The sequence below is a fragment of the Pseudomonas sp. Larv2_ips genome (assembly GCF_963879675.1).
GTDB lineage: Bacteria > Pseudomonadota > Gammaproteobacteria > Pseudomonadales > Pseudomonadaceae > Aquipseudomonas.
On record NZ_CAWOAW010000031.1, the window covers coordinates 67,636 to 81,515 of the forward strand.

The following is a 13,880-nucleotide window of genomic DNA, read 5'->3' on the forward strand; positions in this document are numbered from 1 at the left end:
ACCCATGTGAAGATTGCTGCCGTGCAGCAAGCCATCGCCGGCCTGGAACCCGTTGTTCGCGCCCAACATGCCAGAATCCAGGGCGAAGTGCGCTTGATGCAAGGCGTGATGATCGGGTTGATTTTGCTCATCGCACTGCTGATCGACACGCTGCAACGGCGGCTGGCAAGGGTACTGACCAACCTCGCGCCGGCTTTGTCCACTTGGGCCGAAGGCGACTTCAGCCAGTCGATTGCCTTGGGCAAGACCAACCGTGAACTCCACGACATCGAGGCCTCGCTTAACCGCCTGCGTGCTTACCTGGTGGACTTGGTGGGCACCATTCGCGGCAATGCCGAAGAAGTCGCCGGCAGCAGCCGCGCCCTCGCCGAACTGAGCAGCGGGTTGCACGACGGCGCTGAGCGCCAGGCCGGTGATACGGCGCAGATCCGTGATTCGCTGGGTGAACTGGAAGCGACCATCCAGCAAGTCGCCGGTGATGCCAGCCAGGCGGCTGGCGCCAGCCGCAGTGCAGGCCAGGCCGTGGAACAGGGCCAACGGGTGATCGGCCTGAGCCTGACCGGGCTGCATGCTCTAGTGGGCGAGGTGCAGCAAAACGCGCAGATGATCGAAAAACTCGCCGAAGAGTCTGCCACCATCGGCGGCGTGCTGACGGTGATTCGCGCGATTGCCGACCAGACCAACCTGCTCGCGCTCAATGCCGCCATCGAGGCTGCACGGGCCGGTGAGGCCGGACGCGGATTTGCCGTGGTGGCCGATGAGGTCCGCTCGCTGGCGCAACGCACCGCCGGTGCCACGGCCGAAATCCAGAGCCTGATCGCCGGCCTGCAAACCGCCGCCCACCAGTCAGTGCAAGGCATGCGCACCCAGGTCGAACACGCCGAGGCCACCGCCCAGCAAGCCCAGGCGGCGGATGGCGCGCTGGATGAAATCGTCGGGGCAATTCAGACCATTTCCGACACAGCGGTGCGCATCGCCGATGTGACCGCGCAGCAGAGTGGCGCCGTCAGTGAGATTCGCGACAACAGCGAGCGGATTCACCAACTGGGTGAGGATAATCTGCTGCGCATCGGCCAGGGCCGCCGCCAGGGCGAACACCTGCTGGTGCTGGGTGGGCAGTTGAACACGGCGGTTCAGGCGTTCCGGGTTTGAGCCCATCTCCTGCCCTATGGAGAGCAAAAAGTGGGAGGGGGCTTGCCCCCGATGACAGTGTGTCACTCACTGCATGTGTGCCTAATGCAGCGCCTCGGGGGCAAGCCCCCTTCCACATTTGACATCCACAGTATTCAAGACAGTGTTGCCAATGACTGGATACTGCAGCCCAGTCACAAATTTTGCGCAATCCTCGCTAATCGTGCTGCCTACTGCATAGAACTGGACAGTCACAAAGGCTTTGCGGCATAGTCGCCGGGTTCTGACGTACCCACATCAATAACAAGGAACAGCCGATGGCGACCTTACTGGTTCTTCACGGACCCAACCTGAACCTGCTCGGCACCCGCGAACCGGGCGTCTACGGGGCAGTCACCCTCGATCAGATCAACCTCGATCTTGAACGACGGGCGCGTGAGGCCGGCCACCATTTGCTCTACCTGCAAAGCAATGCCGAGTACGAATTGATTGATCGCATCCATGCCGCGCGCGGCGAAGGCGTGGACTTTATCCTGATCAATCCCGCCGCTTTTACGCACACGAGTGTTGCATTACGTGACGCGCTGCTGGCGGTGAGCATCCCATTCATCGAAGTGCATTTGTCCAACGTGCACAAACGCGAAGCTTTCCGCCATCACTCCTACTTCTCCGACGTAGCGGTAGGCGTGATCTGCGGCCTTGGCGCCAGCGGTTACCGACTGGCCCTGGAGGCCGCCCTGGAACACATTGAACAACCGGCCAAGCGCCCCTGACCGACCCTTGGGAGTTGATGATTCATGGATATCCGTAAAGTTAAGAAACTGATCGAACTGCTGGAAGAATCCGGTATCGACGAGCTGGAAATCAAGGAAGGCGAAGAGTCCGTACGGATCAGCCGTCACAGCAAGACCCCGGCTCAACAGTTCTACGCACCACAGATGCAAGCACCGGCTCCGGCCGCTGCTGCTCCAGCCGCCGCACCTGCTGCCGCTGCTCCAGCCGCACCTGCCGCGCCTGTACTGAACGGCTTCGTGGTCAAGTCGCCAATGGTCGGTACGTTCTACCGCACCCCGGCACCGACCTCGCCAGCCTTCGTTGAAGTCGGCGCAACCGTGAAAGTGGGCGACACCATCTGCATCGTTGAAGCGATGAAGATGATGAACCACATCACCGCTGAAAAAGCCGGCGTCATCGAATCCATCCTGGTAGAAAACGGTCAGCCGGTTGAGTACGACCAGCCGCTGTTCACCATCGTTTGAACCGCGGAGCGCCTTCGATGTTGAAACCTGCGAAGAAACTGCAAAAAGTCCTGATCGCCAACCGCGGCGAGATCGCGCTGCGTATCCTGCGCGCCTGTAAGGAAGAGGGCATCAAGACCGTCGCTGTTTACTCGACGGCCGATACCGAATTGATGCACGTGAAACTGGCGGACGAGAGCATCTGCATCGGCCCGCCTCTGGCGACCAACTCGTACCTGAAGGTCTCCAACATCATCGCGGCCGCTGAAGTGACCGGCGCTGATGGCATCCACCCAGGCTACGGTTTCCTTGCGGAAAACGCCGACTTCGCCGAACAAGTGGAAAAATCCGGGTTTGCCTTCATCGGCCCGAAAGCCGAAACCATTCGCCTGATGGGCGACAAGGTATCGGCCAAGGACGCCATGATCGCTGCCGGCGTGCCAACCGTTCCAGGTTCCGATGGCCCGCTGCCTGAAGACGAGGCAACCGCTCTGCGCATTGGTCGCGAAGTCGGTTACCCGGTGATCATCAAGGCCGCCGGTGGCGGTGGTGGTCGCGGCATGCGCGTGGTGCACAAGGAAGAAGACCTGATCGAAGCCGCCAAGCAGACCCGCTCCGAAGCGGCTGCCTGGTTCGGCAACCCGATGGTCTACCTGGAGAAGTACCTGACCAACCCACGTCACGTGGAAGTGCAGGTACTGTCCGACGGCCAGGGCCACGCCATCCACCTGGGCGACCGCGATTGCTCGCTGCAACGTCGTCACCAGAAGGTACTGGAAGAAGCTCCGGCACCGGGCCTGGACGAAACCGCTCGCCAGGAAGTGCTGGCGCGCTGCGTCAAGGCGTGCATCGACATCAACTACCGTGGCGCCGGTACGTTCGAGTTCCTCTACGAGAACGGCCGCTTCTACTTCATCGAGATGAACACTCGTGTGCAGGTAGAGCACCCGGTGTCGGAGATGGTCACCGGTATCGACATCGTCAAGGAGATGCTGAGCATCGCCGCCGGTAACGTGCTGTCCTTCACCCAGGACGACGTGAAGATCCACGGCCACTCGCTGGAGTGCCGGATCAACGCCGAAGACCCGAAAACCTTTATCCCGAGTCCAGGCCTGGTCAAGCATTTCCATGCTCCAGGCGGCAACGGCGTTCGCGTCGATTCGCACCTGTACAGCGGCTACAAGGTTCCGTCCAACTACGACTCGCTGATCGGCAAGCTGATCACCTGGGGCGCCACGCGCGACGAGGCCATGGCCCGCATGCGCAACGCCCTGGACGAAATCGTGGTAGACGGCATCAAGACCAACATCCCGCTGCATCGGGACCTGGTGCGTGATGAAGGCTTCTGCGAAGGTGGTGTGAACATTCACTACCTGGAACACAAGCTGGCCAACCAGTAAGTGCTCCACCCAACAAAGCCGCCTTCGGGCGGCTTTGTTGTTTCTGAGCCCTCTGTTCTGAAGATGTCCATCGTTCAAATGTGGGAGGGGGCTTGCCCCCGATGAGGTAGCGCCAGTGAATGCATCCGTGTCTCACCCACCGCCATCGGGGGCAAGCCCCCTCCCCCATTCGGTCCGTGTTCATTCAGCACAGTCGTCTTCTGCTGTTCGCTCGCGTAAACTTGCGCGCTTTCGCGACCCCGCCGTCGCACACTCATTTTTTTCAAAGGTGCCCGCCATGCCTTGGCTGCAAGTCCGTCTCGCCATCAGCCCAGAACAAGCCGAAACCTACGAAGACGCTTTTCTTGAAGTCGGCGCCGTCTCGGTGACGTTCATGGACGCCGAAGACCAACCGATCTTCGAACCGGAACTCAACACCACGCCGCTGTGGTCGCACACCCACCTGCTGGCCCTGTTCGAAGACGGCACCGATGCCGCCGCCGTGCTGGCCCATATGGAGTTGCTCACCGGCGGCCCGTTGCCCGAGCACCACAGCGAAGTGATCGAAGACCAGGACTGGGAGCGCAGCTGGATGGACAACTTCCAGCCGATGCGCTTTGGCCAGCGCCTGTGGATCGTACCGAGCTGGCACGCCGCACCTGAGCCGGACGCCGTCAACCTGCTGCTCGACCCGGGCCTGGCGTTCGGCACCGGCACCCACCCGACCACCGCACTGTGCCTGGAATGGCTGGACGGCCAGGACCTGACCGACTGCAACGTGCTGGACTTCGGTTGCGGCTCCGGGATTCTGGCGATTGCCGCCCTGCTGCTGGGCGCCAAGGAAGCCGTCGGCACCGACATCGACGTGCAAGCCCTGGAGGCCTCCCGCGATAACGCCGGGCGCAACAACATCCCTGAGGGCAAATTTCCCCTCTACCTGCCGGAGCAATTGCCCCAGGTGCAGGCCGATGTGCTGGTGGCGAATATCCTCGCCGGGCCTTTGGTTTCACTGGCGCCGCAGTTGTCGAGCCTGGTCAAGCCGGGCGGTCGCCTGGCGCTGTCGGGCATTCTTGCCGAGCAAGGTGAAGACGTGGCTGCAGCCTATGCCGCGGATTTCGATCTGGATCCGATCGCCAACCGTGATGGCTGGGTACGCATCAGCGGTCGTCGGCGCTAGAATGAGCGCTTGCCTGAATCGGATGGCCGCATGACCGACAGTTTCGTCACCCAGTGCCCGCATTGCCAAGCGCGCTTTCGCGTCAGCCACGCTCAATTGAGCGTGGCCCGTGGCGTGGTTCGCTGCGGCTCGTGCCTGCAAGTGTTCAACGCCGCGCGCCAATTGCTGGAGCAGCGCGCCAGCACCTCGGCGCCGGAACCCGAGCAGCCAAGCGTCGCCGAACACGCCGTTGAGCCAGCGCCGCAGGCACCGCGGGCCATCAGCCAGAAACAGTGGACCGCCGAAGAGCTGGACCTGGACAACCTGGACCTGGACGAAGAACTGGCCAAGCTCGAACGCCGCGAGATTCAACACACGCAACCGCTCGGCGCGGAGCGTCGCCAGGCAAGCAGCGAGCGCCGGCAAAAAGAAGATGCCCTCAGCGCCAGCCGCGACACCGTCAAGGCCGAAGAAGAAAAATGGGCTGCCAGCCTGTTCAGCGAGCCACCCGAAGAGCGCACCCAGGCAAGCGAAGACGAACCTGAATCGGCCAAGACGCCTGCGACCAAGCAACGCACCGAGCCGTCGATGTCGTTCAACATCGACGATATCGACGATGAGCCCCCGCTGCGCTCTCCAGCTGATGACGACGATGACGACCTCGACCCGCCGTTCACGCCGCTGACGGCGGCAGCGGACGCGCCGGACCCTGAAGACCGCGCGCAACCGCGGCGCAAGCGTGCGCGCACGGAAACCAGCGTTCACGACGATGTACTCCAGGACCTGGAAGACGACCCGCTGCACCTGTATGCGCAGAAACGTCCGACGAGCTGGGGCCGTCGCCTCATCTGGATAGTCCTGGTGCTGCTGGCCGCCGCGGGCCTGGCGGGCCAGTACATCGCTTATCAATTCGACGACCTGGCTCGCCAGGACGCTTATCGCCCGTGGTTCCAGCAACTGTGTCCAACCCTCGGTTGCACCGTGCCATCACGGGTCGATATTGCCCACATCAAGAGCAGCAACCTGGTGGTGCGCAGCAATCCCGAGTTCGCCGGGGCGCTGGTGGTGGATGCAATCATCTATAACCGCGCCACGTTCTCACAGCCCTTCCCGCTGCTGGAGCTGCGCTTTGCCGATTTGAACGGCGGCCTGATTGCCAGTCGTCGCTTCAAACCGGCCGAATACCTCAGTGGTGAGCTGGCCGGGGTGAGCGAAATGCCTTCGCAGACACCGATCCATATTTCCCTGGATATCCTCGATCCAGGCAATAAAGCCGTAAATTACAGCCTGAGTTTCCACTCGCCCGAGTGAGGCGCCGCGCATGCCGAGGTTTGACGGCAGATTATTGACTGGGCACTGCGCAACCAAACCGACCGCGATAAAGAAATAACTGTTCAGATTTTATCCAATTCAGCCTTTATCCAGTCATCGAGAGCGGGTATCATGCCAACCCTTTTTCGAACTCTAATGATCCGGCCCCACAACAGGGAAGTCCTATGTCGGCGGTACGCATCGGCCCATACACATTGCAAAACGGCTTGATCCTCGCCCCGATGGCGGGCGTCACCGACCAGCCCTTTCGTCAGCTGTGCAAGCGTTTGGGCGCGGGTCTAGTAGTCTCTGAAATGGTCACCAGCGACATGAGCTTGTGGAACACCCGCAAATCGCGGATGCGCATGATCCACGAAGGTGATCCCGAGCCCCGCTCGGTACAGATCGCCGGTGGCGATGCACAGATGCTCGCGGACGCGGCCAGGGCCAACGTGGAGTTGGGCGCACAGATCATCGACATCAACATGGGCTGCCCGGCCAAGAAGGTCTGCAACAAGGCCGCCGGTTCCGCCCTGTTGAAAGATGAGCAATTGGTAGCCGAGATCCTGCAGGCCGTTGTCGCCGCAGTGGATGTGCCGGTCACCCTGAAGATTCGTACCGGCTGGGACCGGGACAACAAGAACGGCCTGACGGTGGCGAAGATCGCCGAACAGGCAGGCATTACAGCGCTGGCGGTGCATGGCCGCACCCGCGCCGACCTTTACACCGGTGAAGCCGAGTACGACACCATTGCCGCGATCAAGCAGGCAGTGTCGATCCCGGTCTTTGCCAATGGCGATATCGACTCAGCCGAGAAAGCCCGGCGCGTGCTGCACGCAACCGGTGCCGATGGCTTGTTGATTGGCCGGGCCGCCCAGGGGCGGCCATGGATTTTTCGTGAGATCGAGCATTTTCTGCGTACTGGCGAAGTCATGCCGGCACCGGAGCTGATCGAGGTGGAACGTATTCTGCTAGAGCATCTGGCCGCCCTGCACGCCTTCTATGGAGACGTGATGGGAGTACGCATTGCTCGCAAGCATGTCGGCTGGTATCTCGCAACCTTGCCGGGCGCCAGGGAGTTTCGCGCCCACTTCAATCGTTTGGATGATACGGAAGCACAGTGCGCCAACGTTCGTGAGTTCTTCAGCGAGCGTTACAAGAGCCTGGGGACAGGGGACGGAGAGGGGGTGGCCGCATGACGATGATGACCGAGACTTTAGTGAGTGGAACAACACCCGTGAGCGACAACGTCAATTTGAAACAGCACCTCAACACGCCGAGCGAAGAAGGCCAGACCCTTCGCGGGAGTGTCGAGAAGGCGCTGCACAATTATTTCGCCCACCTAGAGGGCGCTTCCGTCACGGACGTGTACAACCTGGTGCTCTCCGAAGTCGAGGCGCCCTTGCTCGAAAGCGTAATGAACTACGTCAAGGGCAACCAGACCAAAGCCAGTGAGCTGCTGGGCCTCAACCGTGGCACCTTGCGCAAAAAGCTCAAGCAGTACGATTTGCTGTAAGCATTCAATCAAACCAGAAAGGCGCCCGCGTAAAAAACGGACGCCTTTTTTGCTGACTCCTTTGCTTTTGATGGAAATTGAAATGACCGACCAGACTACCCGCCTGCCGATCCGCCGCGCCTTGATCAGTGTTTCCGACAAGACCGGGATCCTCGAATTTGCCCGGGAGCTGGAAGCCCTGGGTGTGGAAATCCTCTCCACGGGCGGGACCTTCAAACTGCTGCAGGACAACGGCGTGGCCGCAGTAGAAGTCGCGGACTACACCGGTTTCGCAGAAATGATGGACGGTCGGGTCAAGACCCTGCACCCGAAAATCCACGGCGGGATCCTCGGTCGTCGCGGTATCGACGACGCCATCATGAGCGAGCACGGCATCAAGCCGATCGACCTGGTGGCCGTTAACCTGTATCCGTTCGAAGCCACCATCAACAAGCCAGGCTGCGACCTGCCGACCGCCATCGAAAACATCGATATCGGCGGCCCGACCATGGTTCGCTCGGCAGCCAAGAACCACAAAGACGTGGCCATCGTGGTGAACGCCAGCGACTACGCCAACGTGCTGGAAAGCCTGAAAGCCGGCGGCCTGACTTACGCCCAGCGTTTCGACCTGATGCTCAAGGCGTTCGAACACACCGCCGCCTACGACGGCATGATCGCCAACTACATGGGCACCGTGAACCAGGCCGCCGAGACCCTGAGCACAGAGGGCCGCAGCCAGTTCCCGCGCACCTTCAACAGCCAGTTCATCAAGGCCCAGGAAATGCGCTACGGCGAGAACCCGCACCAGAGCGCGGCGTTCTACGTTGAGGCCAAACCTGCTGAAGTCGGCATCGCCACCGCGACCCAGTTGCAAGGCAAAGAGCTGTCCTACAACAACGTGGCCGACACCGACGCCGCGCTGGAATGCGTGAAGAGCTTCGTCAAGCCGGCCTGCGTGATCGTCAAGCACGCCAACCCGTGCGGCGTGGCCGTGAGCCCGGACGCTGAAGGCGGTATCCGCCAGGCGTACGAACTGGCCTACGCCACCGACACCGAATCGGCCTTCGGCGGCATCATTGCCTTCAACCGCGAGCTGGACGCCGAAACCGCCAAGGCCATCGTCGAACGTCAGTTCGTTGAAGTAATCATTGCCCCAAGCGTGAGTGAAGAAGCGCGCGCCATCGTTGCCGCGAAAGCCAACGTGCGCCTGCTGGCCTGTGGCGAGTGGTCGGCTGACCGTGCTGCTGCCTGGGACTACAAGCGCGTCAATGGCGGCTTGCTGGTACAGAGCCGCGACATCGGCATGATCGGCAGCGAAGACCTCAAGGTCGTGACCAAACGCGCGCCGACCGAGCAGGAAATCAACGACCTGATCTTCGCCTGGAAAGTCGCCAAGTACGTTAAGTCCAACGCCATCGTCTACGCCAAGAACCGCCAGACCATCGGTGTCGGCGCCGGCCAGATGAGCCGCGTGAACTCGGCGCGTATCGCCGCGATCAAGGCTGAGCATGCCGGTTTGCAGGTAGCCGGTTCGGTGATGGCTTCCGACGCGTTCTTCCCGTTCCGTGATGGCCTGGACAACGCCGCCAAAGCCGGCGTTACCGCAGTGATCCAACCGGGCGGCTCGATGCGTGACGCCGAAGTGATCGCCGCCGCTGATGAGGCTGGCATTGCCATGGTCTTCACCGGCATGCGTCACTTCCGCCACTGACAGATTGATCCCAAGCGGGCACTGGCCCTCTGTGGGGGCTGGCTTGCCTGCGATGCGGGCGCCTCGGTGTATCAAGTACACCGAGGTGTTGCTATCGCAGGCAAGCCAGCTGCCACAGAAACGCGGCCCACGGTGCTCCCAGAATTTGCGTCATCCGAGGTTTTTGAAATGAATGTTTTGATCATTGGCAGCGGTGGCCGTGAACACGCCCTGGCCTGGAAAGTTGCCCAGGACCCGCGCGTCCAGAAAGTATTCGTCGCACCCGGCAACGCCGGCACCGCCATTGAAGCCAAGTGCGAAAACGTCGCCATCGACGTATTGGCCCTTGAGCAGTTGGCTGACTTCGCCGAGAAGAATGTGTCCCTGACCATCGTCGGTCCGGAAGTGCCGTTGGTGGCTGGCGTCGTCGACCTGTTCCGCAGCCGTGGCCTGGACTGCTTCGGTCCGACTGCCGGCGCAGCCCAACTGGAAGGCTCGAAAGCCTTCACCAAAGATTTTTTGGCCCGCCACAAGATCCCGACGGCCGACTACCAGAACTTCACCGAGATCGAGCCGGCCCTGGCGTACCTGCGTGAAAAAGGTGCACCGATCGTCATCAAGGCCGACGGCCTGGCCGCCGGTAAAGGCGTGATCGTGGCGATGACCCTGCAAGAAGCCGAAGACGCGGTGCGCGACATGCTCGCCGGCAACGCATTTGGCGACGCCGGTTCACGTGTGGTCATCGAGGAATTCCTCGACGGCGAAGAAGCCAGCTTCATCGTGATGGTCGACGGCAAGAACGTCCTGCCGATGGCCACCAGCCAGGACCACAAACGCGTCGGCGACGGCGACAGCGGCCCGAACACCGGCGGCATGGGTGCTTACTCCCCTGCCCCGGTGGTCACCGCTGAGGTACACAAGCGCGTGATGGACCTGGTGATCTGGCCGACCGTGCGCGGCATGGCCGACGAAGGCAATGTGTACACCGGTTTCCTGTACGCCGGCCTGATGATCGACAAGGCCGGCAACCCGAAAGTCATCGAGTTCAACTGCCGCTTTGGTGATCCGGAAACCCAACCGGTGATGCTGCGCCTGCAATCGAGCCTGGTGCTGCTGGTGGAAGCGGCCCTGGCCCAGGCGCTGGACAAGGTTGAAGCGCAATGGGACCCGCGTCCGAGCGTTGGCATTGTGCTGGCAGCCGGTGGTTACCCTGGCGACTACGCCAAGGGCGATGTGATTGAAGGCCTCGACGCAGCTGCTACGCTGGAAGGCAAGGTGTTCCATGCGGGCACCGCGCTCAAGGATGGCAAGGTTGTAACCGCAGGTGGCCGTGTATTGTGCGCCACCGCAATGGGTGCCAGTGTCGACGCCGCGCAGCAACAGGCGTACAAGCTGGCCGCGAAAATCGACTGGAAAGGTTGCTTCTACCGCACGGACATCGGCTACCGCGCCATTGCCCGTGAACGTGGCGAGAACCAATAAGTAACTGCCCTCCAGTCGCTATCCGTTCGGTTAGGCAAGGGCCTCTGGCCCTTGCCGTACCCATGTCGCCCCGCGCATAGTTAACCCGTGCAATCAACCTACGAAGGGATTTCGCCGTGCGCTGGCTCAGGATCGCCATAGGTTTCACAGTCAGTCTGCTGACCCTGCTCTGCTTGTTCCCGGCCCAGGCCGCCGCGCAAGGCAGTGGATGGGCAGTATTGCTTGATGAACAGGCCGACCTGCAACTGAGCGATATCCGCTCCGCCCGCTACACCAATCAATTTAGCCCCATCGAACTGGACCGGATTACCGCCGCCGAGCCGGACGGTGCGCTGTGGGTACGTTTCAAGCTGCAACCTGGCAAGCACGAGCAAGTGCTGCGGGTATTTGCCCCCGACCTGTCCCACCTGAGCCTCTATGTACTGGACGGCGACACCCTGGTGGAACAACAAAGTACCGGCACCCGCCAGCCGCAGGCGGAACGCCCGCTGCCCAGCAGCGATTTCATGCTGCCGATGCCCCAGAGCCAGAAGCCCCTCGAGGTGTACCTGCGCCTGGTGTCGGAACACGAACTGCGCCCCTACATCACCCTGGAGCCGGCCGTACTGGCCGCCGCCAACCAGAACCAGACGCTGATCTACGGCCTGTTGTTCGGCTGCCTGCTGATGCTGATCCTGCACAACCTCACGCGCTTCGCCTACCATCGCTCGCGCAGCAGCCTGTGGTTGGCGGCCTGTGAGTTGCTCTTGATGTTGAGCCTGGCACTGTTGCTCAACCTGGTGGGGCCGTGGCTGCCGAACTGGCACGCTGTCCAGACCCCGGGCGCCTACCTCGCCCTGCTGCTGACCGCGCCGTGCGGGCTGATGTTCGCCTACCGGTTCTTTATGCCGCTGGGCCCGCACCCGCTGAACAAACTGTTGATGGCCGACATCCTGCTGATCGTGCTGTGCGGCCTGCTGCTGTTGTTCGTCAACACCTTGCCGCTGAACATCATCACTTACGCCCTGGTGGCCCTGGCCGGTCTGAGCATGCTGTTTGTCTCGGCCTACCACTGGCAGAAAGGCTACCGGCCGGCACGCTTGTTCGTGGCGGGCATGGTGGTGTTCAACATCGGCACACTGATCATCCTGCCTGCCCTGCTCGGCCTGACGCTGGTGGCGCCGCAAGGCTTGATCGTCACGCTGCTCGGTTTTATCTGCCTCAGCGGCCTGCTGATGAGCCTGGCCCTGGGCGAACGCCAGCGCGCAATTGTCGAAGCGCGCTTCAGCCTCAGCCGCGACCTGGCGGCCAGCAATGCCGAGATCGCCGCCAAAGCCGAGTTCCTGGCGAAGATCAGCCACGAAATCCGCACCCCCATGAACGGCGTGCTGGGCATGACCGAGCTGCTGCTGGGCACGCCGCTGTCGGTCAAGCAGCGTGACTACGTGCAGACCATCCACAGCGCCGGGAACGAACTGCTGACGTTGATCAACGAGATCCTCGACATCTCCAAGCTGGAGTCCGGGCAAATCGAGCTGGACGACGTGCAGTTCGACCTCAACGCATTGATCGAAGACTGCCTGAGTATCTTCCGCGCCAAGGCCGAGCAACAGAACGTCGAACTGATCAGCTTTATCCAGCCCCAGGTGCCCCGCGTGATCAGCGGTGACCCGACGCGTCTGCGCCAGGCGCTGTTGAGCCTGCTGGAAAATGCCCTGCAAAAGACCGACGAAGGTGAAGTGCTGATCGTCGTTGCACTCGACGAACGCAGCACCAAGCCGCGCCTGCGCATTGCTGTGCAAGACAGCGGCCTGCCGATGGAAGCCGCCGAGCGCGACGCGTTGCTGCACAGCGAACTGCACAGCAAGAACTTCCTCTCGGCCACGCGCTTGAGCGGCCACCTGGGCCTGGTAATCGCGAGACAACTGATCCTGTTGATGAATGGCGAGTTCGGCATCAAGAGCGGCAGCCATCAGGGCAGCACCCTGTGGTTGACCCTGCCGCTGGACCCGGAACGCCTGGAACACCCGACCTCCGACCTCGACGGCCCGCTCAAAGGCGCACGGGTGCTCGTGGTCGACGACAACGACACCTGCCGCAAAGTGCTGGTGCAGCAATGCACGGCCTGGGGCTTGAACGTCAGCGCCGTGCCGTCCGGCAAAGAAGCCCTGGCGTTGCTGCGCACCAAGGCGCACCTGCGCGACTACTTCGACGTGGTCCTGCTGGACCAGAACATGCCCGGCATGACCGGCATGCAACTGGCCGCCAAGATCAAGGAAGACCCGAGCCTGAACCACGACATCCTGTTGATCATGCTCACCGGTATCAGCAACGCGCCGAGCAAGATCATCGCGCGCAACTGCGGGATCAAGCGCATCCTCGCCAAACCGGTGGCCGGCTACACGCTCAAGACCACGCTGGCCGACGAACTGACCCAGCGCAGCAAAGGCGTGGTGCAGCCGCGCGCGGCCATCAGCGCGCCGGCAGCCGTGACCGTGCCGGCCGATTTCCGCATCCTGGTGGCCGAAGACAACAGCATCTCCACCAAAGTGATCCGCGGCATGCTCGGCAAGCTCAACCTCAACCCGGACACCGCCAGCAATGGCGAAGAAGCCCTCGAGGCGATGAAGGCTCAGCGTTACGACCTGGTGCTGATGGACTGTGAAATGCCGATCCTCGATGGTTTTTCCGCCACCCAGCAACTGCGCGCGTGGGAAGTCAGCCACCAACGCATTCGAACGCCGGTGGTCGCACTGACGGCGCATATCCTGTCGGAACATAAAGAGCGCGCGCGCCAGGCCGGGATGGATGGGCACATGGCCAAACCGGTGGAGTTGTCGCAGTTGCGCGAGCTGGTGGAGTTCTGGGTGGCGCAGCGCCAGCAACGACCGGAACACGCGCCTTCCTGACCTGAAATACAATCAAAATGTGGGAGCGGGCTTGCTCGCGAATGCGGTGTGTCAGTCAATACATCTTTAACTGATCCACCGCATTCGCGAGCAAGCCCGCTCCCACATTT

11 protein-coding genes are annotated in these 13,880 nt (G+C 61.8%); all 11 read left to right on the forward strand.

Annotation, left to right across the window (positions count from 1 at the left end; all coding sequences use genetic code 11):
- Positions 1-603 precede the first annotated feature (603 nt).
- Positions 604-1,152, forward strand: a complete 549-nt coding sequence (locus AACV02_RS31010) for a methyl-accepting chemotaxis protein (protein ID WP_371924133.1) — start codon at positions 604-606, stop codon at positions 1,150-1,152.
- A gap of 296 nt (positions 1,153-1,448) precedes the next feature.
- The gene (gene aroQ, locus AACV02_RS26005) at positions 1,449-1,904 is read left to right on the forward strand and encodes a type II 3-dehydroquinate dehydratase (protein WP_016972516.1); all 456 of its coding nucleotides are present in this window, start codon (positions 1,449-1,451) and stop codon (positions 1,902-1,904) included.
- Between the two features lie 24 nt (positions 1,905-1,928).
- A complete protein-coding gene (gene accB / locus AACV02_RS26010; protein ID WP_017738537.1) occupies positions 1,929-2,390 on the forward strand; it encodes an acetyl-CoA carboxylase biotin carboxyl carrier protein in 462 nt (153 codons plus the stop codon).
- Positions 2,391-2,407: 17 nt separating this feature from the next.
- Positions 2,408-3,769: an acetyl-CoA carboxylase biotin carboxylase subunit gene (accC, locus tag AACV02_RS26015; RefSeq protein ID WP_017136745.1), complete on the forward strand. Its 1,362-nt coding sequence runs from the start codon at positions 2,408-2,410 to the stop codon at positions 3,767-3,769.
- Positions 3,770-4,046: 277 nt separating this feature from the next.
- A complete protein-coding gene (gene prmA, locus AACV02_RS26020; protein ID WP_106577697.1) occupies positions 4,047-4,925 on the forward strand; it encodes a 50S ribosomal protein L11 methyltransferase in 879 nt (292 codons plus the stop codon).
- A gap of 30 nt (positions 4,926-4,955) precedes the next feature.
- Positions 4,956-6,215, forward strand: coding sequence for a DUF3426 domain-containing protein (locus AACV02_RS26025; RefSeq protein ID WP_119737804.1), 1,260 nt, complete (start codon positions 4,956-4,958; stop codon positions 6,213-6,215).
- 185 nt (positions 6,216-6,400) lie between these two features.
- A complete protein-coding gene (gene dusB, locus AACV02_RS26030; RefSeq protein WP_119737806.1) occupies positions 6,401-7,414 on the forward strand; it encodes a tRNA dihydrouridine synthase DusB in 1,014 nt (337 codons plus the stop codon).
- Positions 7,411-7,731, forward strand: a complete 321-nt coding sequence (gene fis / locus AACV02_RS26035) for a DNA-binding transcriptional regulator Fis (RefSeq protein WP_002555375.1) — start codon at positions 7,411-7,413, stop codon at positions 7,729-7,731. The genes dusB and fis overlap by 4 nt, the downstream gene beginning before the upstream one ends.
- Before the next feature lie 82 nt (positions 7,732-7,813).
- Complete coding sequence (gene purH / locus AACV02_RS26040) at positions 7,814-9,421, forward strand: bifunctional phosphoribosylaminoimidazolecarboxamide formyltransferase/IMP cyclohydrolase (protein WP_119737808.1); 1,608 nt, start codon at positions 7,814-7,816, stop codon at positions 9,419-9,421.
- A gap of 168 nt (positions 9,422-9,589) precedes the next feature.
- On the forward strand, positions 9,590-10,882 hold the full coding sequence (gene purD, locus AACV02_RS26045) for a phosphoribosylamine--glycine ligase (RefSeq protein ID WP_106577691.1): 1,293 nt from the start codon (positions 9,590-9,592) through the stop codon (positions 10,880-10,882).
- Positions 10,883-10,998: 116 nt separating this feature from the next.
- Positions 10,999-13,770, forward strand: a complete 2,772-nt coding sequence (locus AACV02_RS26050) for a hybrid sensor histidine kinase/response regulator (protein WP_119737811.1) — start codon at positions 10,999-11,001, stop codon at positions 13,768-13,770.
- The last annotated feature ends 110 nt before the right edge of the window (positions 13,771-13,880 follow it).

Excerpts from the sequence above, each read along its gene's own strand:
- accB (WP_017738537.1), top strand. The coding sequence starts at position 1,929 with ATGGATATCCGTAAAGTTAAGAAACTGATCGAACTGCTGGAAGAATCC.
- purH (WP_119737808.1), top strand. The coding sequence starts at position 7,814 with ATGACCGACCAGACTACCCGCCTGCCGATCCGCCGCGCCTTGATCAGT.
- prmA (WP_106577697.1), top strand. The coding sequence starts at position 4,047 with ATGCCTTGGCTGCAAGTCCGTCTCGCCATCAGCCCAGAACAAGCCGAA.
- AACV02_RS26025 (WP_119737804.1), top strand. The coding sequence starts at position 4,956 with ATGACCGACAGTTTCGTCACCCAGTGCCCGCATTGCCAAGCGCGCTTT.
- accC (WP_017136745.1), top strand. The coding sequence starts at position 2,408 with ATGTTGAAACCTGCGAAGAAACTGCAAAAAGTCCTGATCGCCAACCGC.
- purD (WP_106577691.1), top strand. The coding sequence starts at position 9,590 with ATGAATGTTTTGATCATTGGCAGCGGTGGCCGTGAACACGCCCTGGCC.
- aroQ (WP_016972516.1), top strand. The coding sequence starts at position 1,449 with ATGGCGACCTTACTGGTTCTTCACGGACCCAACCTGAACCTGCTCGGC.
- dusB (WP_119737806.1), top strand. The coding sequence starts at position 6,401 with ATGTCGGCGGTACGCATCGGCCCATACACATTGCAAAACGGCTTGATC.
- fis (WP_002555375.1), top strand. The coding sequence starts at position 7,411 with ATGACGATGATGACCGAGACTTTAGTGAGTGGAACAACACCCGTGAGC.
- AACV02_RS31010 (WP_371924133.1), top strand. The coding sequence starts at position 604 with ATGATCGAAAAACTCGCCGAAGAGTCTGCCACCATCGGCGGCGTGCTG.